Source organism: Celeribacter ethanolicus, assembly GCF_001550095.1.
GTDB lineage: Bacteria > Pseudomonadota > Alphaproteobacteria > Rhodobacterales > Rhodobacteraceae > Celeribacter > Celeribacter ethanolicus.
Map to the genome: position 1 here is coordinate 1 of NZ_LRUC01000030.1, position 23,335 is coordinate 23,335.

Genomic DNA, 23,335 nt, shown 5'->3' on the forward strand with positions numbered 1-23,335 from the left:
GCCTTGGGTTCTCATTGCCTTTGCCTTGCAAAGCCAACTGCCACCCGACGCTTGCACTGTCGCTCTGCGGGTAACACCGTCGCTGTCATCGCCCCGAAACAAAAAGGGCCTCCCGATGGAGGCCCTTTCTATTTCTTAATCAGCAAAGCTGATCAGGCGATGATTTTGGACACCACGCCCGAACCCACGGTGCGGCCGCCTTCGCGGATGGCGAAGCGAAGACCTTCTTCCATCGCGATCGGGGCGATCAGCTCAACCGTGAATTTCAGGTTGTCGCCCGGCATCACCATCTCCGTGCCTTCCGGCAGAACAACGGTCCCGGTCACGTCCGTCGTACGGAAGTAGAACTGCGGACGGTAGTTCGCGAAGAACGGGGTGTGACGGCCACCTTCTTCCTTGGTCAGAATGTAGACCTCGGATTCGAATTTGGTGTGCGGGTTCACGGAGCCCGGTTTACACAGAACCTGACCACGCTCGACGCCTTCACGGTCCACACCGCGCAGCAGCGCGCCGATGTTGTCGCCGGCTTCACCGCGGTCGAGCAGTTTGCGGAACATTTCAACACCGGTACAGGTGGTTTTCTTGGTGTCGCGGATGCCGACGATTTCGATCTCGTCGCCCACGTTGATCACACCGCGTTCCACACGGCCGGTCACAACAGTCCCACGACCGGAGATCGAGAACACGTCTTCGATCGGCATCAGGAACGGCTGGTCGATCGCACGCTCGGGTTCCGGGATATAGGCGTCGACGGCTTCCATCAGTTCGCGGATCTTGTTCTCGCCGATTTCCGGGTCACGACCTTCGAGAGCGGCCAGAGCGGAGCCCGCGATGATCGGAATATCGTCGCCCGGGAAGTCGTATTCGGACAGAAGTTCGCGAACTTCCATTTCGACCAGCTCCAGGAGTTCTTCGTCGTCGACCTGGTCCACTTTGTTCAGGAACACCACCAGAGCCGGCACGCCGACCTGACGGGCCAGCAGGATGTGCTCACGGGTCTGCGGCATCGGACCGTCAGCCGCGTTCACAACCAGGATACCGCCGTCCATCTGGGCCGCACCGGTGATCATGTTCTTCACGTAGTCGGCGTGGCCGGGGCAGTCGACGTGCGCGTAGTGGCGGTTCGGGGTCTCGTATTCCACGTGGGCCGTGGAGATCGTGATCCCGCGGGCTTTCTCTTCCGGCGCACCGTCGATTTCGTCATAGGCTTTGAAGTCACCGAAGTACTTGGTGATCGCTGCCGTCAGAGTGGTCTTGCCGTGGTCAACGTGGCCGATCGTGCCGATGTTGACGTGCGGTTTGTTACGCTCAAACTTACCTTTAGCCATAGAGGCCTCCTGTCTAATTCAGTGTGGGGATCGGAGCATCCGACCCCCGCGTTGGGCTGAGGCGACGCTTACGCGTATTTCGCCTGGATTTCTTCCGAGATGTTGCTCGGCACCGGTTCGTAATGGTCGAACTGCATCGTGAACTGCGCACGGCCCGAGGACATGGAGCGCAGGGTGTTGATGTAGCCGAACATGTTGGCGAGCGGCACGAAGGCGTTGATCGCCACCGCGTTGCCGCGCGGTTCCTGGCCGGTCACCTGCCCACGACGGGAGGTGAGGTCGCCGATGATGCCGCCGGTGTATTCTTCCGGGGTCACGACTTCGACTTTCATCATCGGCTCGAGCAGTTTCGCGCCGGCCTTTTTGAGACCTTCACGCATGCACATACGAGACGCGATTTCGAACGCCAGAACCGAGGAGTCGACGTCGTGGAACTTACCGTCGAGGAGCGCCACTTTGAAGTCGATCACCGGGAAGCCCGCGAGCGGACCGGAGTCCATCACGGATTTGATGCCTTTTTCAACACCCGGGATGTATTCCTTCGGCACGGCACCGCCGACGATACGGGATTCGAAGGAGTAGCCTTCGCCCGGCTCGGTCGGAACGATCTCCAGCTTCACCTCAGCGAACTGACCGGAACCACCGGACTGTTTCTTGTGGGTGTAGGAGTGCTCGATCTTGTGGGAGATGGTCTCACGGTAAGCCACCTGCGGCGCACCGATGTTGGCTTCCACTTTGAACTCGCGCTTCAGACGGTCGACGAGGATGTCGAGGTGAAGTTCGCCCATACCCTTCATGATGGTCTGACCGGACTCGAGGTCGGTTTCGACGCGGAAGGACGGGTCTTCGGCGGCAAGACGCGCCAGACCTGCGGACATTTTCTCCTGGTCACCCTTGGTTTTGGGCTCGACCGCGATCTCGATCACCGGATCCGGGAAGGTCATGGTTTCGAGCACGACCGGATCTTTGGCGTCGCAGAGCGTGTCACCGGTGGTCGTGTCTTTCAGACCGGCCAGAGCGATGATGTCGCCAGCGAAAGCTTCTTCGATCTCCTCACGGTTGTTGGAGTGCATCATCATCATACGACCGATGCGCTCTTTCTTACCTTTGGTGGAGTTCAGGATGCTGTCGCCTTTGTTCATCACGCCGGAGTAGATCCGGGTGAAGGTCAGCGAGCCCACGAACGGGTCGTTCATGATCTTGAACGCGAGACCGGCGAAGGGCATATCGTCGTCCGCACGGCGGGGGATGTTACGCACCTCTTCCTCGTCGCCCGGTTTGAAGCCCATGTAATCCGGGACATCCAGCGGGGACGGGAGGTAGTCGATCACGGCGTTCAGAAGCGGCTGCACGCCTTTGTTCTTGAACGCGGAACCGCCGAGCATCGGCACGAAGGACATCGACAGGCAGCCCTTGCGGAGCAGCGCGCGGAGCGTCGGAACGTCCGGCTCTTCGCCTTCGAGGTAGGCCATCATCGCGTCGTCGTCCATTTCGACGGCGGCTTCGATCATTTTGCCACGCCATTCGTCGGCCTGGTCCTGAAGCTCCGGACGGATGTCTTCGAGAACCCAGGATGCGCCGAGGTCGTCGCCTTTCCAGAGCCATTCCTTCATCAGCACGAGGTCGAGAAGACCTTCGAGCTCGGTTTCGGCACCGATCGGAATCGCAACCGGAACCGGACGGGCGCCGGTACGGTCTTCGATCATGCGCACGCAGTTGAAGAAGTCAGCGCCGATCTTGTCCATCTTGTTGACGAACACGATACGCGGAACCTTGTAGCGGTCGGCCTGACGCCACACGGTTTCGGTTTGCGGCTCAACGCCGGCGTTGGCGTCGAGCACGGCAACCGCACCGTCGAGCACGGCGAGCGAACGTTCCACCTCGATGGTGAAGTCCACGTGACCGGGAGTGTCGATGATGTTGAAGCGGTGCTTCGGGGTTTGGGCGTTTTCACCGTCTTCGGTGCGTTCCCAGAAGGTGGTCGTCGCAGCGGAAGTGATGGTGATGCCGCGTTCCTGCTCCTGCTCCATCCAGTCCATGGTGGCTGCACCGTCGTGCACCTCACCGATGTTGTGGGACTTCCCGGTGTAGTAGAGGATGCGTTCCGACGTGGTGGTTTTACCAGCGTCGATATGCGCCATGATACCGAAGTTGCGGTACCGGTCGAGGGGATAATCGCGTGCCATTGGGCTCGTGTCCTTCGGTTTTGTTACCAGCGGTAATGGCTGAACGCTTTGTTGGCGTCGGCCATCTTATGGGTGTCTTCGCGCTTTTTGACAGCAGCGCCACGGCCATTTACCGCGTCGAGCAGCTCACCGGCAAGACGTTCTTCCATCGTGTTCTCGTTGCGGGCACGGGACGCGTTGATCAGCCAGCGGATGGCCAGAGCTTCGCGACGCTCGGTACGCACTTCGACGGGCACCTGGTAGGTGGCACCGCCCACACGGCGGGAACGCACTTCGACGGACGGTTTCACGTTGTCGAGGGCTTCGTGGAAGACTTCCACCGGAGCTTTTTTGAGTTTCGACTCAACGCGATCGAGCGCGTTGTAGACGATTTTCTCTGCGACCGACTTTTTGCCGTCGATCATCAGGTTATTCATGAATTTGGTCAGCACGCGATCGCCATATTTGGCGTCGGGCAGGACTTCGCGCTTCTCAGCGGCGTGACGACGAGACATTCTGAGATCTCCTTACTTCGGACGCTTCGCGCCGTATTTCGAACGACGCTGTTTACGGTCTTTGACGCCTTGGGTGTCGAGAACACCGCGGAGGATGTGGTAACGCACACCCGGAAGGTCTTTTACCCGGCCGCCGCGGATCAGAACCACGGAGTGTTCCTGAAGGTTGTGGCTTTCACCCGGGATGTAGGAGATGACCTCGAAACCGTTGGTCAGGCGGACCTTCGCAACTTTCCGCATAGCGGAGTTCGGTTTCTTCGGGGTGGTGGTGTAGACGCGCGTGCAGACGCCGCGCTTCTGAGGGCATTGTTCCAAGTGCTGCGACTTGGAAACCTTACGTTTGGGCTGACGCGGTTTGCGGATCAGCTGCTGAATCGTCGGCATAGGGCTCTTTCCCGTTTCCTAGACTTCTGTGAACCTCGGCTTTTGCCGGGGCGATTACGATGATTGTGTCAGGCGACATGCGCATAACACGAAAACCCGCAATCGTTCCCATTCCGAGGCGAACGACGCGGTGAGTTCCCAGAGGATGTGGGCCTCAAAGTGGCCCGCATCTTGATCACTACGATTTGAGAGTCGGCAAACAGAGTCAGACCCTGAGCCGGATGGGGCGCGGTATAGGTAGAGTCGACCCGCTTGTCAACAGCCGCCGCCTCTACCCCGCCCGGCGTTTCATCCGCGCCTCGCGCAACACGGTATAGATCCCCGTCGCTGCGATGGTCCCGGCCCCGCAAAGCGCCAGAAGGTTCGGCCATTCCCCGAAGGCGAAAAAGCCGATCACCAGCGCCCAGATCAGTGCGGTGTAACGAAACGGAGAGATGAAGGACATCTCACCCACCCGCATCACCGCAACCGAAAGCACATAGCCCGCCAGCACGCAGGCGGCCGAGCCGAAGAGCTGCGCGGAGGTTTTCACCGTCATCGGCACCCAGTCGATGCCAAGCGACAGAATCCCCGTCACGATGCCCACCGCCACGATGGCGCCGAAGGTCACGGTCGAATTGGGCACGCTCTCATGCATCTTGCGCACGATGATGTCGCGCACCGTGACACAGAGCATCGCCGCCACGGCCCAGAGCCCATAGGCGCTGAACCCGTCCGTGCCCGGCTGGACGATCATCAGCACGCCGAAGAAGCCGATGAAGATCGCCACCATGCGCCGCCAGCCCAGGGCATCGCGAAACAGCAGCCAGCCCGCGATGGTGATCGACAGCGGCATGGTCTGCATGATCGCCGTCGCATTGGCGAGCGGCACATGTTTGAGCGCCGTAAGGAAACACAGCGACGCGCCCACCTCGGCCAGCGAGCGCAGGATGACGAACACCCAGTCCCGCCGCGCAAGATCGAAGCGCACCGGCCCGATGACCGGCGCGAGCACGAGATAGAGCATCACGAGATTCAGCACCGCCCGCAAAAACAGCGCCTGAAAGATCGGCACCTCGGTGAGTACGCCCTTCATGAAACTGTCGTTGGTGGTGAAGGCCGCCATGGACAGCGACATGAGCACCGCACCACGGGTGTTGTCGGGCAGGCGTGAGAGCATGGTGATCATGAGGCGTCCTTTCCGTTCCCCGCTATCATCGTGCGCGGCCTCTGGGAAGAGGACATGTGCCGGTCTTGCCCTGACGACGGGGCCATGCATAGTGAACCGAAAGTTCGGGTAAAGGGTAATCGGAAATGGGAGAACGTCTCGTCGTCACGACCATGCGCAACGAGGGGCCGTTCATCCTTGAGTGGGTGGCGTGGTATCTCATGCTGGGTTTCGATCATCTGGTTGTGTTCTACAACGACTGCACCGATCACTCGCCGGAGCTGTTGCAGGCGCTCGATGCCGCAGGCGTGCTGACCGCCGTGCCCTATGTGCCCGACCCCGAGCGCCCGGTGAAACAGACCACGCTGAAACTCATGTCGACACACCCCCGGATCCGGGCAGCGGACTGGGTGTTCAACATCGACGTGGACGAGTTTCTCGTGGTGCATGTCGGCGACGGGCTGCTCGACGATCTTCTGGCGCAATTCGATATGACGGAGACCCATGCCATCGCCGTGCACTGGCGCTGCTTTGGCGACAATGGCTATCTGCGATGGGAAGACGTTCCGACCCACCGCCGTTTCCTCAGAACTTCCGAGCGCCGCCACAAGGGCAATGTGTTTTTCAAAACGCTGGTGCGCTGGCCGACGGATTTCTGGCGACTTGGGGTGCATTCCCCGAAAGGCTGGCGCGGCAAGGGGGCCTGGGGCATACCGCCCAACCAGCTCAAACGCTGCGACGGGGCGACAATGCGGCGCTATCATCCAAAAGACAGCCCGGTGATGATGACCCAGTCCCGCTGGATCACCCATGAATACGCCCAGCTCAACCATTACGCCTCGCGCACATGGGAGAGCTTCGCGCTCAAGATGGGGACGAAATCCACCGTTGCGGGCAAGGATCGCTACACGGAGACGTTCTTTCGCGGCAAGAACCGCAACGAGGAACTGGACGAGAGCGCGTTGAAATACACGGATCGCTTCGATGCGGTCTATGGCGAGTTCTCCCGTGAGCCGGAGCTGATGCGGCTGCATCACCTGTGCTGCATGGATTACGTCGAACGGCTGGCGGCGGTGCATGGGTTCGAGGCGCAGGACGATCCCCGGTGGCTGTTTCATCAAAGCGAGGGGGCCGGTTGAGTTGACATCAACGCACTGCCGCCAACGAACCCACGCTTGAAAACCAAAAGGCCCCGCGTTTCCGCAGGGCCTTTCGTTTTTCGATCCGGTCGGATTACTCGTCGGAGGAGCCTTCCGGGGTGTCGACGAAGAGCGTGTCTTCCGCGTCGTCGCCCATCACATCCATGACCGGGGCCGCCAGTTGTGCAGCGGCTTCGGCCTCTGCACGGGCTTCCTCGATCACCACGTTGTCGCGCTCGGCGGCAATGCGGCGGACGCGCTGGGTGGCGCCACCGGTGCCGGCCGGGATCAGACGACCCACAATGATGTTCTCTTTGAGACCCACGAGCTTGTCGCGTTTGCCCTGAACGGACGCCTCGGTGAGAACACGGGTGGTCTCCTGGAACGACGCCGCCGAGATGAAGGAGCGGGTTTGCAGCGAGGCCTTGGTGATCCCGAGGAGGATCGGCTGACCTTTCGCGGCACGCCCGCCCTTGGCTTCGGCTTTCGCGTTGGCTTCGTCGAACTCGACCTTATCGACCGCTTCGCCTTTGAGCAGCGTGGTGTCACCCGAGTCCGAGATCTCCCATTTCTGCAGCATTTGGCGCACGATGACTTCGATGTGCTTATCGTTGATCTTCACACCTTGCAGGCGATAGACGTCCTGCACCTCGTCGATCATGTAGTTCGCCAGTGCTTCGACGCCCATGATGGCAAGGATGTCGTGCGGCGCCGGGTTGCCGTCCATGATGTAGTCACCCTTGTGCACGAAGTCGCCTTCGGCCACCGGGATGTGCTTGCCTTTCGGCACCATGTATTCGACGGGTTCCTTGGTGTCGTCCGACGGTTCGATCGTGATGCGACGCTTGTTCTTGTAGTCCTTGCCGAAGCGCACGTAACCATCGATTTCGGCGATGATCGCGTGATCTTTCGGGCGACGGGCTTCGAACAGTTCGGCCACACGCGGCAGACCACCGGTGATGTCCTTGGTCTTCGCACCTTCACGCGGGATACGCGCAACCACGTCACCGGCCTGAATGTCCTGACCGTCCTCGATGGAGAGGATGGCGTCCACGGACATCAGATAGGTCACGGGGTTCCCGGCTTCGTTGCGCAGCACTTCGCCATCTGCATCGAGGATCAGGATCTCCGGCTTCAGATCGCCGCCGCGCGGCACAGAGCGCCAGTCGGACACGATTTTCTGGGTCATCCCGGTTGCGTCATCGGTCTCGTCACGCACGGACAGGCCCGTGATGAGGTCGACGAATTTCGCTTTACCGGTTTTCTCCGCGATGATCGGCAGGGTGTACGGGTCCCATTCGAACAGCTTCACGCCACGGCCGATGGTCTGGCCCTCGGTGACGAACACTTTCGTGCCGTAGCCGAGTTTGTAGGAGGCGCGCTCGACCCCGTTTTCGTCCATGATCGCAAGTTTCATGTTGCGGCCCATGACGATCTGCTCGCCGTGCTTGTTCTCAAGCAGGTTCGCTTCACGGAACTCGATCTTGCCTTCCTGGTTGGCTTCCTGGAAGGACTGCTGACCACCCTGGGCCACGCCGCCGATGTGGAAGGTCCGCATCGTCAGCTGCGTACCCGGTTCACCGATGGACTGAGCCGCGATGATGCCGACCGCTTCACCCTGGTTCACCATGGTGCCGCGGGCCAGGTCACGACCGTAACAGGCCGCACAGACGCCCTCTTCGGCCTCGCAGGTCAGCGGGCTGCGGATGCGCATGGAGGCAACACCGGCCGCCTCGATGGCGTCGGCTTTGCGTTCGTCGATCAGCTCGTTCTTGGACACAAGCACCTCATCGGTGCCCGGACGCAGAACGTCATCGGCGGACACACGACCGAGGATACGCTCGGCCAGAGTTGCCACGACCTCACCGTCGTTGACGGCGGCTTCGGCGGTCACGGCACGATCCGTGCCACAATCGACTTCGCGCACGATACAGTCCTGCGCCACGTCGACGAGACGACGGGTCAGGTAACCGGAGTTCGCCGTTTTCAACGCCGTATCCGACAGACCTTTCCGCGCACCGTGGGTCGAGTTGAAGTACTCGAGCACGGTCAGACCTTCTTTAAAGTTCGAGATGATCGGCGTTTCGATAATCTCACCCGAAGGTTTCGCCATCAGGCCGCGCATCCCGCCCAGCTGTTTCATCTGGGTCACGGAACCACGGGCCCCGGAGTGGGCCATCATGTAAACCGAGTTCGGTTCCTGTTCGGCACCGGTCTCGTCGTACTTGGGCGCCGAGATGGTGTTCATCATCGCCTCGGTGACCTTGTCGTTACACTTGGCCCAGGCATCGACGACTTTGTTGTACTTTTCGCCCTGAGTGATCAGGCCGTCCATGTACTGTTGTTCAAAGTCTTTCACCTGATCGCGGGTGCCATCGACGATGGTCCACTTGGTGTCCGGGATCACCATGTCGTCCTTGCCGAAGGAAATCCCGGCCTTGAACGCCTCTTTGAACCCGAGCGACATGATCTGGTCACAAAAGATCACCGACTCTTTCTGACCGCAGTAACGGTAGACGGTGTCGATGACGCGCTGCACGTCTTTCTTCCGCAGAAGCTGGTTCACGAGAGAGAACGGCGCTTTTGCGTTCAGAGGCAGCAGGGTGCCGAGACGCAGACGGCCCGGGGTCGTCTCGTGACGCTCCCAAACTTCCTGACCGTGCTCGTCGATCTGCTTGATCCGCGCGGTGATCTTGGCGTGCAGGTGCACTTCGCCGGCGGTCAGGGCGTATTCGACTTCCTCGATGTCGGAGAAGACCATGCCTTCGCCCTTCATCCCATCACGCTGCATGGTGATGTAATAAAGGCCCAAGATCATATCCTGCGACGGAACGATGATCGGCGCGCCGTTGGCCGGCGACAGCACGTTGTTCGTCGACATCATCAGGACGCGGGCTTCAAGCTGAGCTTCCAGCGACAGCGGCACGTGAACAGCCATCTGGTCCCCGTCGAAGTCGGCGTTGAAGGCCGAACACACGAGCGGGTGCAGCTGAATGGCTTTGCCTTCGATCAGCGTGGGTTCGAACGCCTGAATGCCGAGACGGTGCAGGGTCGGAGCGCGGTTGAGGAACACCGGGTGTTCGCGGATCACCTCGTCGAGGATGTCCCAAACTTCCGGACGTTCTTTTTCAACCAGCTTCTTCGCCTGTTTTACGGTCGAAGACAGACCTTTGGCCTCAAGCCGCGAGTAGATGAACGGCTTGAACAGTTCGAGCGCCATCTTCTTCGGCAGACCACATTGGTGCAGTTTCAGCTCCGGACCGGTCACGATGACCGAACGACCGGAGAAGTCGACGCGTTTACCCAAAAGGTTCTGACGGAAACGACCCTGTTTGCCTTTCAGCATGTCGGAGAGCGACTTCAGCGGGCGTTTGTTCGCACCGGTGATGACGCGGCCACGACGGCCGTTGTCGAACAGAGCGTCAACCGACTCTTGCAGCATCCGCTTTTCGTTGCGGACGATGATGTCCGGCGCACGCAGCTCGATCAGGCGTTTCAGACGGTTGTTCCGGTTGATCACACGACGGTAAAGGTCGTTGAGATCGGAGGTCGCGAAACGGCCACCATCGAGCGGCACCAGCGGGCGAAGCTCCGGCGGGATCACGGGGATCACGGTCAGGATCATCCACTCCGGACGGTTGCCGGATTCGAGGAAGGACTCGACGATTTTCAGACGCTTGATGATCTTCTTGGGCTTGAGCTCGCCGGTTGCCTCTTTGAGGTCTTCGCGCAGTTGTTCTGCGGTGGACTCCAGATCAATGTTGGCAAGCATCTTGCGGATCGCTTCGGCGCCGATGTCGGCTTCGAATGCGTCCATACCGTAGAGGTCTTGCGCGTCCATGTACTCTTCTTCGGTCATCATCTGACCATAGGAGAGGTCCGTCAGACCCGGCTCGATCACCACGTAGTTTTCGAAATACAGCACGCGTTCCAGATCGCGCAGCGTCATGTCGAGCATGAGGCCGATCCGGGACGGGAGCGATTTCAGGAACCAGATGTGCGCGACGGGAGCGGCCAGCTCGATGTGACCCATGCGCTCGCGACGCACTTTCTGGAGGGTGACTTCAACACCACATTTTTCGCAGACAACGCCGCGATATTTCATGCGCTTATATTTGCCACAGAGACATTCGTAGTCTTTGATCGGGCCAAAGATCCGCGCACAGAACAGACCGTCACGCTCCGGCTTGAAGGTCCGGTAGTTGATGGTCTCGGGCTTTTTGATTTCCCCGTAGGACCACGACAGGATGCGTTCCGGGGACGCGAGGGAGACCTTAATCTCGTCAAACGTCGACGGCTGCGCCAGCGGGTTGAACGGGTTGGTTGTGAGTTCCTGGTTCATCTATTGAGTTCCTCAGAGTGTCTCGGAAAGGGAGGGAGGGTAAGGGCGCGAGGCCCTTACTCCTCACCCTCCGAGTCCAGGAGTTCCATGTTGAGGCCGAGGCCGCGGACTTCTTTGACAAGCACGTTGAAGGATTCCGGCACGCCGGCTTCAAAGTTGTCTTCGCCCTTGACGATCGACTCGTAGACCTTGGCACGACCGGCCACGTCATCCGACTTGACGGTGAGCATCTCTTGCAGCGTGTAGGCGGCGCCATACGCTTCGAGAGCCCAGACTTCCATCTCCCCGAACCGCTGACCACCGAACTGCGCCTTACCACCGAGCGGCTGCTGGGTGACGAGGGAGTACGGCCCGGTCGAACGGGCGTGGATTTTGTCGTCGACGAGGTGGTGAAGTTTCAGCATGTACTTCTTACCAACCGTCACCTTACGGGCGAATTGCTCACCGGTGCGACCGTCGAAGAGGACGGACTGACCGGAGGTGTCGAAACCGGCACGGCGCAGAGCGTCGTTGATATCCGCCTCTTTCGCACCGTCGAAGACCGGGGTCGCGATCGGCACACCGTTGACGATGTTCGACGCCGCCTCGATGAGGAGATCGTCGTCCATGCCGGCGATGCCCTCTTCGTAGACCTCTTCGCCATAGACGAATTTCATCGCATCGCGCACCGGGGTCATGTCACCCGAACGACGGTATTCAGACAGAGCGTCATCCACCTGGATGCCCAGACCGCGCGCGGCCCAGCCCATGTGAATTTCGAGGATCTGACCGACGTTCATCCGCGACGGCACACCCAGCGGGTTGAGACAGAAGTCGACCGGGGTCCCATCGGCGAGGAACGGCATGTCTTCCATCGGAACGACGCGCGAGACCACACCTTTGTTGCCGTGACGACCGGCCATCTTGTCGCCAGGCTGAAGCTTGCGCTTCACGGCGATGAAGACCTTGACCATTTTCATCACGCCCGGCGGCAGGTCGTCGCCACGACGGACTTTCTCGACCTTGTCCTCGAACCGGTGCTCGAGCGCCCGTTTCTGGGCCTCGTACTGAGCGTTCAGGGCCTCGACGATCTGGGCATCGTCCTCGTCTTCGAGGGCGAGCTGCCACCACTGGCCACGGGACAACTGACCGAGCAGTTCGTCATCCACGGTCACACCGGATTTGACACCTTTCGGACCCTTGGCAATGACTTTGCCCATGATCAGGTCTTTCAGACGCGCGTAGATGTTGCGGTCCAGAATGGCCATTTCGTCGTCGCGGTCACGCGCCAGACGTTCGACTTCCTCACGTTCGATTTGCAGCGAACGCTCGTCTTTCTCGACGCCATGACGGTTGAACACGCGCACTTCCACCACGGTGCCGTAGTCACCCGGTTTCACACGCAGCGAGGTGTCCCGCACGTCGGAGGCTTTCTCACCGAAGATGGCGCGCAGGAGTTTTTCTTCCGGCGTCATCGGGCTTTCGCCCTTCGGCGTGATTTTCCCGACAAGGATGTCACCCGGCTCGACGTGAGCACCAATGTAGACGATGCCCGCCTCGTCGAGGTTGCGCAGAGCTTCCTCACCGACGTTCGGAATGTCGCGGGTGATCTCTTCCGGCCCGAGCTTCGTGTCACGAGCAGCGACTTCGAATTCTTCGATGTGAACCGAGGTGAAAACGTCGTCACGCGCGATGCGTTCGGAGATCAGGATGGAGTCTTCGTAGTTGTAGCCGTTCCACGGCATGAAGGCGACGATGATGTTCTTGCCGAGCGCCAGTTCCCCCATATCGGTGGACGGGCCGTCAGCGATCACTTCGCCCTTCTCGACCCGTTGCCCCACATTCACCAGCGGACGCTGGTTGATACAGGTGTTCTGGTTCGAGCGCTGGAACTTGCGCAGACGGTAGATGTCCACGCCCGCATCACCCAACTCCAGGTCAGACGTGGCGCGGATCACGATCCGGGTCGCGTCGACCTGGTCGATGATCCCGGCACGTTTCGCCTGAATGGCGGCGCCGGAGTCGATGGCGACCTTGGCTTCCATCCCGGTGCCGACGAGCGGCGCTTCCGCGCGTAGAAGCGGCACGGCCTGACGTTGCATGTTCGCGCCCATGAGAGCACGGTTGGCGTCGTCGTTTTCAAGGAACGGAATGAGCGCCGCACCGACAGAGACCAGCTGTTTCGGCGACACGTCGATGAGGTCGACGGAAGACGGCGGGTTCAGCGCGTGTTCGCCCGACTGACGAGTGGACACAAGATCGTCGGTGAATTTACCGGCGGCGTCGAGCGCAGCGTTGGCCTGCGCCACGGTGTGACGCATTTCCTCGGTCGCGGACATGTATTGCACATCGTCGGTCACATGACCGTCGATGACCTTGCGATACGGGGTCTCGATGAAGCCGTATTTGTTCACGCGGGCAAAGGTAGCCAGCGAGTTGATCAGACCGATGTTCGGCCCTTCCGGCGTCTCGATAGGACACATGCGACCGTAGTGGGTCACGTGCACGTCGCGGACCTCAAAGCCCGCACGCTCGCGGGTCAGACCGCCCGGCCCGAGCGCCGAAAGACGACGTTTGTGCGTCACTTCGGAGAGCGGGTTGGTCTGGTCCATGAACTGCGACAGCTGCGAGGAGCCGAAGAACTCGCGCACGGCAGCAGCGGCCGGTTTCGCGTTGATCAGATCCTGCGGCATGACCGTGTCGATCTCGACGGAGGACATCCGTTCCTTGATCGCACGTTCCATGCGCAGCAGGCCGACGCGGTACTGGTTTTCCATCAGCTCGCCGACAGAACGCACACGACGGTTGCCGAGGTGGTCGATGTCGTCCACGTCGCCATGGCCGTCACGCAGTTCGACGAGGCCCTTGATACAGGCGATGATGTCGTCGCGACGCAGGGTGCGCTGGGTGTCCGGCGCATCCAGATCGAGACGCATGTTCATTTTCACGCGGCCCACGGCAGAGAGGTCGTAGCGCTCGGAGTCGAAGAACAGGCTGTCGAACAGGGTCGAAGCGGCCTCAACGGTCGGCGGTTCACCCGGACGCATGACGCGGTAGATGTCCATGAGCGCGGTTTCGCGGTTCATGTTCTTGTCGGCTTCCATCGTGTTGCGGATGTACGGGCCGACGTTCACGCCGTCGATGTCGAGAACCGGAATGTCGGTGATGCCCGCATCCAGAAGCTCCTTGAGGGAGCCGCCGATCACGTCGCCGTCCTTGTCCATCTCGAGCGTCAGCTCATCACCGGCTTCGACATAGATCGCGCCGTTTTCTTCGTTGATGATGTCTTTCGCGACGAACTTGCCGACGATGTGTTCGAAGGGCACCAGAAGCTCGGTGATCTGAGCTTCGTCGATGATCTTCTTCACCGCGCGCGGGGTCATCTTGTCGCCCGCTTTGCAGATCACTTCACCGGTGGCGGCGTCCACGAGATCATAGGTCGGACGGGTGCCGCGCACACGCTCGGGGAAGAACTTGGTCACCCAACCTTTGTTCTTCTCCAACTTGAAATCGACGGTATTGTAATAGGCATCGCAGATCGCTTCCTGATCGAGACCCAGCGCATAGAGCAGGGTCGTCACCGGCAGTTTGCGGCGACGGTCGATGCGGGCGAAGACGATGTCCTTGGCGTCGAATTCGAAATCGAGCCAGGAGCCGCGGTACGGAATGATCCGGCAGGCGAACAGCAGTTTGCCCGAGGAATGGGTCTTGCCCTTATCGTGGTCGAAGAACACGCCCGGGGACCGGTGCATCTGGGACACGATCACGCGCTCGGTGCCGTTCACGATGAACGTGCCGTTCGGCGTCATCAGGGGCATATCGCCCATGAACACGTCCTGTTCCTTGATGTCCTTGACGGATTTCGCGCCGGTATCCTCGTCCACATCGAACACGATGAGACGCAGCGTGACCTTCAGCGGGGCGCTGTAGGTCATGTCGCGCTGCATGCACTCTTCGACGTCGTATTTCGGGGATTCGAGTTCGTAGCGCACGAATTCGAGCACAGCCGTTTCGTTGAAATCCTTGATCGGGAAAACCGACTGGAACACGCCCTTGATGCCTTCGCCGTCAAGCGGTTCGGCGGCGTCACCGGATTTCAGGAACAGTTCGTAGGAAGATTTCTGAACCTCGATGAGGTTCGGCATTTCGAGGACTTCGCGGATTTTGCCGTAAGAGCGGCGGAGCCGTTTCTGGCCAAGGAAGGACGATGCCATAAGCGTCTAAACCTTTCGAATTTTCGCGAGCGACAATCACCGTTGGGTGCCGGAGACTGTGCCCTGACGAAACAGAGGGGTTCGGTCTATTCCTGCCCCCGACCCAAAGGGGGCTCCCGACCTTTGAACCTCTCCTGAGAAAAGACCTTCTCTCGCGCCGGATGCGCAAAGGCCCTTTCTAAGACAGGTTAAGCTGGACCGGGAAAGTCCCGGTCCAGCCCATGATTTCATTGGCCCTGAGGCCGAGGCACTTAGGCCAGCTCGACGGTCGCGCCAGCGGCTTCGAGTTTGCCTTTGATGTCTTCGGCTTCGGCTTTGTCGATGCCTTCTTTGATTTTGCCGCCGGCTTCAACGAGCTCTTTGGCTTCTTTGAGGCCCAGGCCGGTGATGCCGCGGACTTCTTTGATGACGTTGATTTTGGAAGCGCCAGCGTCTTTGAGAACGACGTCGAATTCGGTCTTCTCTTCAGCAGCGGCACCAGCGTCGCCTGCCGGGCCAGCCATCATCACGGCGCCGCCAGCGGCGGGCTCGATGCCATACTCGTCTTTGAGGATGGTTTTCAGTTCTTGTGCTTCGAGAAGGGTGAGACCCACGATCTCTTCTGCAAGTTTCTTCAGATCAGCCATTGTACTGTTTCCGTTCGTTTAAGATGTGTTCCAACGCGTGTGTTTACAACCACGTCGGCCTCTAATTGCTTATGCAGCAGCCTTGTCTTCGATCGTAGACAGGATACCAGCGATGTTCGAAGCAGGAGCGCCAATCGCGCCAGCGATGTTGGAAGCAGGTGCACCAATGCAGCCAACGATGGAGGCAATAAGCTCCTCGCGGGACGGCATCTGTGCCACGGCTTTCACACCGGCGACGTCGAGAGCGTTTTCACCCATTGCACCGCCGAGGATCACGAATTTCTCGTTATCTTTGGCGTAAGCATCGGCGACCTTGGCCGCAGCCACAGGATCTTCCGAATAGGTGAGAACGGTCATGCCCGTCAGGAATTCAGCAACGCTTGCGCAGGGCTTTCCATCGAGGGCGATTTTGGCGAGCTTGTTCTTGGCAACGCGGACGGACCCGCCAGCTTCACGCATACGCGCGCGCAGGTCCTGCATTTCAGCAACCGTGAGACCTTCGTAGTGGGCAACCACAACGACGCCAGAGCTGTCAAAGATCTGGCCGAGCTCTTCGACCATTTTTTCTTTTTGTGCTCTATCCACAGTTTTACTCCAAGTATGGGAGAGTTTCCCCTCCCGGCTCAATTCTACCGGCCAGAACCGGCACGAAGTCCGTTACGGGGCTGCGCCAAAGTCGCCCGAGGCCAAGCCTGCGGAGAAACTTGTCGTCTTCCCGTCTCAGGCAGGAATTATGACCGGCATATCCCGGTCACCCACCGTCTTGGACGAAATGCAAAACAGCGCACGACGAATCGCACGCTGGGCTGCAAGAGGGTGTTTAGAGGGGATTAATCGAGAGTGCAAGCCTTCCGAGAGAGCCTGGTGCTTAATGACGCATTCGCCGCCAAACCCGACGGTTGCGGAGATCATAGATCAACACAAAACCACAGACCAGCGCGCCTCCCGTCCCCAGAAAGAAGAACAGCCCACCGCCCAAACGACTTGCTCCAGACAATGTCAAAGGCGTCTCAATCCGACCGTCTGCGTCATCCATATAGCCATCGACAACCTGCCCCACACGATAAGGCCAACGCATGCGAGCGTAATTATCGTAGACCTCAACACGTTCACCATCTCGGCCTGTGGCAGCCAGCTTAAGAGAGAAAGCATTCTTCGCCCCCGTTGTCGGGCGCGGTATGAAGGCAACGATTTCAACCGGAACCTCTCTCGCATGGGCCTTAAAGCGCGCAGGATCGCCCAGGAGTCGGACCCCGATGACCGCGAACAACACGCCAATCAGGGTGAAAAGCGTCATGGCCCAAGTCAAGAAACGCGAGGGTTCATAAGGCTTGCGCCTGCGCCGCTGGGAAGTTTTGTTCGCCATAATGGCCCCGATATGCCTCTCCCCGAAGAAAAGCACAAGAAAGCAAAAGGCGCCCCAAACGGAGCGCCTTTCAAATCTTGTCCTAAGTGGAAAGGCGATCATGCATTTCTACAAAATACACTTTTCGCCCGTCGCGTATCGCATTCGCGAGACGCTGACTTAGTTGCCGGTCGCGGAGTCCACGGAAACCGAAATGCCCGGGCCCATCGTCGAAGAAAGGGAGACTTTCTTCATGTAGGTGCCTTTCGCGCCGGTCGGACGGGCTTTCTGAACCGCATCCACGAAAGCGCGGATGTTTTCGGCCAGTTTGGCGGCATCGAAGGATGCTTTGCCAACGCCACAGTGCACGACACCGGCTTTTTCAGCCTTGAACTGCACTTCGCCGCCTTTGGCAGCTTCGACAGCCGCTTTGACGTCCATGGTCACGGTGCCGACTTTCGGGTTCGGCATCAGGTTGCGCGGGCCGAGGATCTTACCCAGACGGCCAACGATCGGCATCATGTCCGGGGTCGCAATGCAGCGATCGAACTCGATGGTGCCGCCCTGGATGGTTTCCATCAGGTCTTCGGCGCCCACGATGTCCGCACCGGCGGCGGTCGCTTCGTCGGCTTTCGGGCCACGGGCGAACACGGCCACGCGCACGGATTTACCGGTGCCGTTCGGCAGGGTCACAACGCCGCGGACCATCTGGTCGGCGTGGCGCGGGTCAACACCGAGGTTCAGCGCAATCTCAACGGTCTCGTCGAATTTGGCGGTCGCGTTGGCTTTGATCAGCTCAACGGCTTCCTCGACGGTGACGTTCTCTTTGCCAGCGAAAGCTGCGCGGGCAGCGACGGTACGTTTGCCAAGTTTCGCCATCACTTCACCTCGATGCCCATGGATTTCGCGGAGCCGACGATGATCTGCATTGCACCTTCGATGTCGGTGGCGTTGAGATCTTTCATCTTCGCTTCGGCGATTTCGCGCACCTGCGCGACGGTCACGGAAGCGATGGTTTCACGACCCGGAAGCGCAGCGCCTTTGGGACGGTTGCGTTTGCCGACGGGTTTGAGACCGGCAGCCTTCTTGAGGTAGTAGGACGCCGGCGGCGTCTTGATGTCCATCGAGAAGGATTTGTCGGAGTAGTAAGTGATCACGGTCGGGCACGGCGCACCGGCTTCCATATCCTGCGTCTTGGCGTTGAACGCCTTGCAGAATTCCATGATGTTGATACCGCGCTGACCGAGTGCCGGACCCACGGGCGGGGACGGGTTCGCTTGACCGGCGGGCACTTGCAGCTTCATCTTGCCTGCGAGTTTCTTAGCCATTGGCCTTTTCCTTTCCAACTCCTGTGAAACGCGTTTCACAGTGTCTTTCGTTGTGTGGTCTGGTCCGGACGACGCGTCGCCCTCGCCTCCCACGGCTCAATGCGGACCACAAGGTCCGCGCTCATTCAGGCCCGTTTGTTGACCTGAGTGAATTCCAGTTCGACCGGGGTGGCCCGGCCAAAGATCGACACGGAGACCTTCAGACGCTGGTTTGCGTCGTCCACCTCCTCGACCATCCCGTCGAAGCCCTCGAAAGCACCCTCGGCGACGGAGACCTGCTCGCCGACCTCGAAGGTGATCGTGGTCCGCGGGGTTTCCGCGTTTTCCTCGACACGGCCCAGGATCGCCTGGACCTCGCTGTCGCGCATCGGCATCGGCTTGCCAAAGGAGCCGAGGAACCCGGTCACCCGGTTGATCGAGTTGATCAGGTGATAGCCCTGGTCCGTCATCTCCATGCGCACGAGCACATAGCCCGGCATGAAACGACGTTCGGTTGTCACTTTTTTGCCCCGGCGCACCTCGATGACCTCTTCGGTCGGCACCAGAACTTCTTCGATCTGATCCTGAAGGCCTTTTTCTTCCACGGCCGTTTTGATCGCTTCGGCGACTTTTTTCTCGAAGTTCGAGAGAACGCTCACCGAATACCAACGCTTCGCCATGGTGCCTTTGCCTTTTCGCTTTTCCCGGTTTGCACCGGGTCTCGTTAATTCCCATCGCGCCTTGCAGCACGGCTCCCCGAAACAATAAAGCGGCGCGCAACTCGAATCGCTGCACGCCCGTCTCGTGAGAGTGCGCCCGCTCTATACGCTCGCGGACGCAAGTTCAACCCTTTAGGGCGTCGACCACGCTCTCGAACCCGGTGGGCAGGCAGTCCTGGGACATGAGGTTCTTCTCGGCGAGATAGTCGGCAATTCCGGCATCGCCCTTGCGCGCGCTCCAGTCGCGCAGGGTCGGGCGCTCGCCGGTATAGTCGAAGAAGGGAACACCGTACCCGCAGGAGCTTTGCGTTGCCTCGATCGCCATCACGACGATCTGGCGACTGCCCGGAAGATCCTTGCCGTCGAAATAATTCGACAGAAGCGTATCGAACTCTTCCGTACCCTTCAAAACCGAACGCCCTGTACCGAAGAAGCGGACGATCATCGGCTGTTCGTCGAAGGAACAGAACATCATCGTCATCCGCCCGTCCGCCCGCAGATGCGCCGCGGTTTCCGCGCCCGACCCCGTCATGTCGAGATACATCGCCTCGTTCGGCCCGGTGATCCTGAGCGTATCGGCGGTCGGGCGTGGCGAGACGTTCACCCGCGCGCCTACAGCGGCGGTCGCCACAAAGAAAATCCTCTGACGCTCGACAACGCGGCGCAGAGGATCGGTGATGCTCTTGAAAAACTTGGCCATGGGAAACTCCTCCAGAGTTTACCTATAGCCGAAATCCACTTAGCCGAACAGGTTCAGGAACCCGGTGAGCCCGGTGCGGATGATCAGATCCACGAGGAAGAAGAAGGTCGCGGTCAGCGCGGCCATGATGAACACCATCAACGTGGTCAGCATCACCTCACGACGCGTCGGCCAGACGATCTTCGCCGCCTCTGCGCGCACCTGCTGGATGAACTGAATCGGGTTGGTTTTCGTGGCCATCTTTTCGTCCTGAACCTCTGATTACCCGGCGCAGATACGCGAGCGGAACGGCAATTTCAAGCCCGCATGCCCGTCGCATGTCCATATTGAGCGGAATGTCCGGAGAAATGGCAGGGGCAGCAGGGTTCGAACCCGCGACCTACGGTTTTGGAGACCGTCGCTCTACCAGCTGAGCTATACCCCTAAGGCCGAGCCACGACCTACGCGAAGGCGAAAAGGTTTGCAAGAGGGTTTCACACCCTTCCGTCGCGGTTTTCGCACGCAGATCACTGTGCCGCGCCTTCCCATGCCGCGTCTTCGCTCTGCCCCAGCGCGAGCGCTTCCGCCTCATAGCCCGCCGAGATCAACTCACGGATGAAATCCTTTTTCGCCCAGCCGATCTGTTCAATTTCCATGGCCGCGCGATAGGCCGCGATGCCCGCCTGCACCTCATGAGCCCGCACCGCAAGCACCGCCTTGTAATAGGTGGCATGCGACAGCTCGGGATTGAGACTCAGGGCGCGTTCCACCGCCTCCTGCGCCACGTCGTCCTGATCGAGCGCCATGGCGACAAAGGCTTTCAGCTCGAAATCTGCTCCCACGGCAGCCTCGGAGGCGGTCAGCACCTCGATCGCCTCCCCCGCCGCTTCGTATTGTTCGTCATCGGCCAGGGCGAGCGCATACCAGTAGCGGCTATAGCCATTGTCCATCTCCGTCCCCATCAACGCTTGCAGCGCCGCCACCGCATCGCCGTAGCGATAGAGCCCCATGAGCGCACGCGCCTTTTCCACATGGGCGTCCGTGAGCTCCGGGTTCAGGGAGATTGCCTTTTCCGCACTGGCCAGAGCCACCATGTTGAAATCCTGCATCCGGAAGGCCATGGCGCGGTACATGTAGAGAAAGGCGCTCTCTGGTGCCTGCTCGAGCGCGCGGGAAATCAGCTGTATCGCCTCGAAGGGCTGATTGAGCGACAAGAGCACACGCGCTTTCACATAGAGCGCGTTGAGGTCGTCGGGATCGAGTCCCAGCGCCCGATCATAGGCCTGCAACGCCCCCGCATAATCGTCGGTCTGGAACAGTTGCCAGCCTTTTTCCCGCAGCGCGTAGCCATATTCCGGCGCCAAAAGCAGCGCGAGATCGAGATACCCCATGGCTTCTTCCGCGCGCGCCATATCCTGGGTGAAAATCACGGTCGCAAGCCCGGCATAGGCTTCTTCGTCGGGCGACAGGGCAAGGGCCTTGCGGAAACTGTCCTCCGCCCCCGCCAGATCCCCCTCCGCTTCGCGCAACCAGCCGTCGAGATTGTAGCCCCCTGCCGTCTCAGGCCGGATGCCCCGCGCCTGGTTTAGCGCGTCGCGCGCGGCACTCATCTCGTCCATCTCGTATTGCGCCCAGGCCAGCGTCAGCAGAACGTCGAATTGCGTTGCCTCGCTGATCCCCGGCATATCGAGCGCGGCCTGACAATTCGCCGCGATCCGCTCCAGCGTATCACTATAATCGAGACAGAGCCGCGCATGATTCTCCTCTGAACCGGTGATCAGCGGAGAGGCCGCAGCCGGTCCTGCCGACAGCAACAGGCAAAGCCCCAGTGCACCGGGGAGCGTGACGATTGGCCGAAATGGAATGCGCAAAATAACCTGCCGTCCAGAATGTTCGCGATCAGGCTACCTGAGCTCTCTCGCCAACGTCAACCTGCACCGCAACCACCCGACACCTAGAGCGTCATCGTCGCGGCCGCCGTCGCCCCCCCCCTCGAACCGACACAAAAGGGCGCCCGGTATGGGACGCCCTTCTCTTTTCTCAACCGGGGTGGGGTCTCATGATCTTTTGCAAGCAAAAGACACTGCCTCCCACCGGTCAGAGTTTCTTTCTCTCCAGCCTTGGGTTCTCATTGCCTTTGCCTTGCAAAGCCAACTGCCACCCGACGCTTGCACTGTCGCTCTGCGGGTAACACCGTCGCTGTCATCGCCCCGAAACAAAAAGGGCCTCCCGATGGAGGCCCTTTCTATTTCTTAATCAGCAAAGCTGATCAGGCGATGATTTTGGACACCACGCCCGAACCCACGGTGCGGCCGCCTTCGCGGATGGCGAAGCGAAGACCTTCTTCCATCGCGATCGGGGCGATCAGCTCAACCGTGAATTTCAGGTTGTCGCCCGGCATCACCATCTCCGTGCCTTCCGGCAGAACAACGGTCCCGGTCACGTCCGTCGTACGGAAGTAGAACTGCGGACGGTAGTTCGCGAAGAACGGGGTGTGACGGCCACCTTCTTCCTTGGTCAGAATGTAGACCTCGGATTCGAATTTGGTGTGCGGGTTCACGGAGCCCGGTTTACACAGAACCTGACCACGCTCGACGCCTTCACGGTCCACACCGCGCAGCAGCGCGCCGATGTTGTCGCCGGCTTCACCGCGGTCGAGCAGTTTGCGGAACATTTCAACACCGGTACAGGTGGTTTTCTTGGTGTCGCGGATGCCGACGATTTCGATCTCGTCGCCCACGTTGATCACACCGCGTTCCACACGGCCGGTCACAACAGTCCCACGACCGGAGATCGAGAACACGTCTTCGATCGGCATCAGGAACGGCTGGTCGATCGCACGCTCGGGTTCCGGGATATAGGCGTCGACGGCTTCCATCAGTTCGCGGATCTTGTTCTCGCCGATTTCCGGGTCACGACCTTCGAGAGCGGCCAGAGCGGAGCCCGCGATGATCGGAATATCGTCGCCCGGGAAGTCGTATTCGGACAGAAGTTCGCGAACTTCCATTTCGACCAGCTCCAGGAGTTCTTCGTCGTCGACCTGGTCCACTTTGTTCAGGAACACCACCAGAGCCGGCACGCCGACCTGACGGGCCAGCAGGATGTGCTCACGGGTCTGCGGCATCGGACCGTCAGCCGCGTTCACAACCAGGATACCGCCGTCCATCTGGGCCGCACCGGTGATCATGTTCTTCACGTAGTCGGCGTGGCCGGGGCAGTCGACGTGCGCGTAGTGGCGGTTCGGGGTCTCGTATTCCACGTGGGCCGTGGAGATCGTGATCCCGCGGGCTTTCTCTTCCGGCGCACCGTCGATTTCGTCATAGGCTTTGAAGTCACCGAAGTACTTGGTGATCGCTGCCGTCAGAGTGGTCTTGCCGTGGTCAACGTGGCCGATCGTGCCGATGTTGACGTGCGGTTTGTTACGCTCAAACTTACCTTTAGCCATA

18 protein-coding genes and 1 tRNA gene are annotated in these 23,335 nt (G+C 60.0%); 1 reads left to right on the top strand and 18 read right to left on the bottom strand.

The features are described from left to right. Window positions 1-152 precede the first annotated feature (152 nt). The 5 genes from tuf (NH195_RS11850) to NH195_RS11870 all read right to left on the bottom strand — a co-directional run bounded on the left by tuf (NH195_RS11850) (window position 153) and on the right by NH195_RS11870 (window position 5,560). The gene (tuf, locus tag NH195_RS11850) at window positions 153-1,328 is read right to left on the bottom strand and encodes an elongation factor Tu (RefSeq protein WP_066707018.1); all 1,176 of its coding nucleotides are present in this window, start codon (window positions 1,326-1,328) and stop codon (window positions 153-155) included. A gap of 68 nt (window positions 1,329-1,396) precedes the next feature. Next, the gene (gene fusA, locus NH195_RS11855; protein WP_066707209.1) at window positions 1,397-3,514 is read right to left on the bottom strand and encodes an elongation factor G; all 2,118 of its coding nucleotides are present in this window, start codon (window positions 3,512-3,514) and stop codon (window positions 1,397-1,399) included. Between the two features lie 23 nt (window positions 3,515-3,537). Then, the gene (gene rpsG, locus NH195_RS11860; RefSeq protein WP_066707212.1) at window positions 3,538-4,008 is read right to left on the bottom strand and encodes a 30S ribosomal protein S7; all 471 of its coding nucleotides are present in this window, start codon (window positions 4,006-4,008) and stop codon (window positions 3,538-3,540) included. Between the two features lie 12 nt (window positions 4,009-4,020). Beyond that, window positions 4,021-4,392 carry a 30S ribosomal protein S12 gene (gene rpsL, locus NH195_RS11865; RefSeq protein WP_008204009.1) on the bottom strand — a complete coding sequence of 124 codons (372 nt, stop codon included), beginning with the start codon at window positions 4,390-4,392 and terminating at the stop codon, window positions 4,021-4,023. Window positions 4,393-4,663: 271 nt separating this feature from the next. Then, on the bottom strand, window positions 4,664-5,560 hold the full coding sequence (locus NH195_RS11870) for a DMT family transporter (protein WP_081423910.1): 897 nt from the start codon (window positions 5,558-5,560) through the stop codon (window positions 4,664-4,666). Window positions 5,561-5,685: 125 nt separating this feature from the next. Here NH195_RS11870 and NH195_RS11875 point away from each other — a divergent pair, with 125 nt between their 5' ends. Further along, on the top strand, window positions 5,686-6,678 hold the full coding sequence (locus NH195_RS11875) for a glycosyltransferase family 2 protein (protein WP_066707215.1): 993 nt from the start codon (window positions 5,686-5,688) through the stop codon (window positions 6,676-6,678). A 94-nt stretch (window positions 6,679-6,772) separates the two neighbouring features. Here NH195_RS11875 and rpoC read toward each other — a convergent pair whose 3' ends face one another. The 13 genes from rpoC to tuf (NH195_RS11940) form a co-directional block, all read right to left on the bottom strand. Continuing rightward, the gene (gene rpoC, locus NH195_RS11880) at window positions 6,773-11,020 is read right to left on the bottom strand and encodes a DNA-directed RNA polymerase subunit beta' (protein WP_066707218.1); all 4,248 of its coding nucleotides are present in this window, start codon (window positions 11,018-11,020) and stop codon (window positions 6,773-6,775) included. Between the two features lie 56 nt (window positions 11,021-11,076). Further along, a complete protein-coding gene (gene rpoB / locus NH195_RS11885; RefSeq protein WP_066707221.1) occupies window positions 11,077-15,213 on the bottom strand; it encodes a DNA-directed RNA polymerase subunit beta in 4,137 nt (1,378 codons plus the stop codon). A 251-nt stretch (window positions 15,214-15,464) separates the two neighbouring features. Further along, window positions 15,465-15,839, bottom strand: a complete 375-nt coding sequence (gene rplL / locus NH195_RS11890) for a 50S ribosomal protein L7/L12 (protein WP_066707223.1) — start codon at window positions 15,837-15,839, stop codon at window positions 15,465-15,467. Window positions 15,840-15,908: 69 nt separating this feature from the next. Next, the gene (rplJ, locus tag NH195_RS11895) at window positions 15,909-16,424 is read right to left on the bottom strand and encodes a 50S ribosomal protein L10 (RefSeq protein ID WP_066707226.1); all 516 of its coding nucleotides are present in this window, start codon (window positions 16,422-16,424) and stop codon (window positions 15,909-15,911) included. A gap of 283 nt (window positions 16,425-16,707) precedes the next feature. Next, a complete protein-coding gene (locus tag NH195_RS11900) occupies window positions 16,708-17,136 on the bottom strand; it encodes a DUF3592 domain-containing protein (protein ID WP_155846166.1) in 429 nt (142 codons plus the stop codon). Between the two features lie 228 nt (window positions 17,137-17,364). Continuing rightward, window positions 17,365-18,063 (bottom strand): 50S ribosomal protein L1, encoded by a 699-nt coding sequence (rplA, locus tag NH195_RS11905; protein ID WP_066707231.1) that lies wholly within the window; start codon window positions 18,061-18,063, stop codon window positions 17,365-17,367. Next, on the bottom strand, window positions 18,063-18,512 hold the full coding sequence (gene rplK, locus NH195_RS11910) for a 50S ribosomal protein L11 (protein WP_066707233.1): 450 nt from the start codon (window positions 18,510-18,512) through the stop codon (window positions 18,063-18,065). The genes rplA and rplK overlap by 1 nt, the downstream gene beginning before the upstream one ends. Before the next feature lie 125 nt (window positions 18,513-18,637). Next, complete coding sequence (nusG, locus tag NH195_RS11915) at window positions 18,638-19,171, bottom strand: transcription termination/antitermination protein NusG (RefSeq protein ID WP_066707236.1); 534 nt, start codon at window positions 19,169-19,171, stop codon at window positions 18,638-18,640. Between the two features lie 163 nt (window positions 19,172-19,334). Beyond that, the gene (locus NH195_RS11920; protein ID WP_066707239.1) at window positions 19,335-19,910 is read right to left on the bottom strand and encodes a pyridoxamine 5'-phosphate oxidase family protein; all 576 of its coding nucleotides are present in this window, start codon (window positions 19,908-19,910) and stop codon (window positions 19,335-19,337) included. A gap of 39 nt (window positions 19,911-19,949) precedes the next feature. Continuing rightward, window positions 19,950-20,150, bottom strand: a complete 201-nt coding sequence (gene secE / locus NH195_RS11925; protein WP_066707241.1) for a preprotein translocase subunit SecE — start codon at window positions 20,148-20,150, stop codon at window positions 19,950-19,952. 108 nt (window positions 20,151-20,258) lie between these two features. Further along, window positions 20,259-20,334, bottom strand: a tRNA-Trp gene (locus NH195_RS11930). A gap of 82 nt (window positions 20,335-20,416) precedes the next feature. Continuing rightward, complete coding sequence (locus NH195_RS11935; protein WP_155846167.1) at window positions 20,417-21,760, bottom strand: tetratricopeptide repeat protein; 1,344 nt, start codon at window positions 21,758-21,760, stop codon at window positions 20,417-20,419. Window positions 21,761-22,158: 398 nt separating this feature from the next. Beyond that, on the bottom strand, window positions 22,159-23,334 hold the full coding sequence (tuf, locus tag NH195_RS11940; RefSeq protein WP_066707018.1) for an elongation factor Tu: 1,176 nt from the start codon (window positions 23,332-23,334) through the stop codon (window positions 22,159-22,161). Between the last annotated feature and the right edge of the window lies 1 nt (window position 23,335).

What these genes read in the sequence shown, in the direction of transcription:
- tuf (WP_066707018.1), bottom strand. Translation starts at nt 1,328, where the DNA reads ATGGCTAAAGGTAAGTTTGAGCGTAACAAACCGCACGTCAACATCGGC.
- fusA (WP_066707209.1), bottom strand. Translation starts at nt 3,514, where the DNA reads ATGGCACGCGATTATCCCCTCGACCGGTACCGCAACTTCGGTATCATG.
- rpsG (WP_066707212.1), bottom strand. Translation starts at nt 4,008, where the DNA reads ATGTCTCGTCGTCACGCCGCTGAGAAGCGCGAAGTCCTGCCCGACGCC.
- rpsL (WP_008204009.1), bottom strand. Translation starts at nt 4,392, where the DNA reads ATGCCGACGATTCAGCAGCTGATCCGCAAACCGCGTCAGCCCAAACGT.
- NH195_RS11870 (WP_081423910.1), bottom strand. Translation starts at nt 5,560, where the DNA reads ATGATCACCATGCTCTCACGCCTGCCCGACAACACCCGTGGTGCGGTG.
- NH195_RS11875 (WP_066707215.1), top strand. Translation starts at nt 5,686, where the DNA reads ATGGGAGAACGTCTCGTCGTCACGACCATGCGCAACGAGGGGCCGTTC.
- rpoC (WP_066707218.1), bottom strand. Translation starts at nt 11,020, where the DNA reads ATGAACCAGGAACTCACAACCAACCCGTTCAACCCGCTGGCGCAGCCG.
- rpoB (WP_066707221.1), bottom strand. Translation starts at nt 15,213, where the DNA reads ATGGCATCGTCCTTCCTTGGCCAGAAACGGCTCCGCCGCTCTTACGGC.
- rplL (WP_066707223.1), bottom strand. Translation starts at nt 15,839, where the DNA reads ATGGCTGATCTGAAGAAACTTGCAGAAGAGATCGTGGGTCTCACCCTT.
- NH195_RS11900 (WP_155846166.1), bottom strand. Translation starts at nt 17,136, where the DNA reads ATGACGCTTTTCACCCTGATTGGCGTGTTGTTCGCGGTCATCGGGGTC.
- rplA (WP_066707231.1), bottom strand. Translation starts at nt 18,063, where the DNA reads ATGGCGAAACTTGGCAAACGTACCGTCGCTGCCCGCGCAGCTTTCGCT.
- rplK (WP_066707233.1), bottom strand. Translation starts at nt 18,512, where the DNA reads ATGGCTAAGAAACTCGCAGGCAAGATGAAGCTGCAAGTGCCCGCCGGT.
- nusG (WP_066707236.1), bottom strand. Translation starts at nt 19,171, where the DNA reads ATGGCGAAGCGTTGGTATTCGGTGAGCGTTCTCTCGAACTTCGAGAAA.
- NH195_RS11920 (WP_066707239.1), bottom strand. Translation starts at nt 19,910, where the DNA reads ATGGCCAAGTTTTTCAAGAGCATCACCGATCCTCTGCGCCGCGTTGTC.
- secE (WP_066707241.1), bottom strand. Translation starts at nt 20,150, where the DNA reads ATGGCCACGAAAACCAACCCGATTCAGTTCATCCAGCAGGTGCGCGCA.
- tuf (WP_066707018.1), bottom strand. Translation starts at nt 23,334, where the DNA reads ATGGCTAAAGGTAAGTTTGAGCGTAACAAACCGCACGTCAACATCGGC.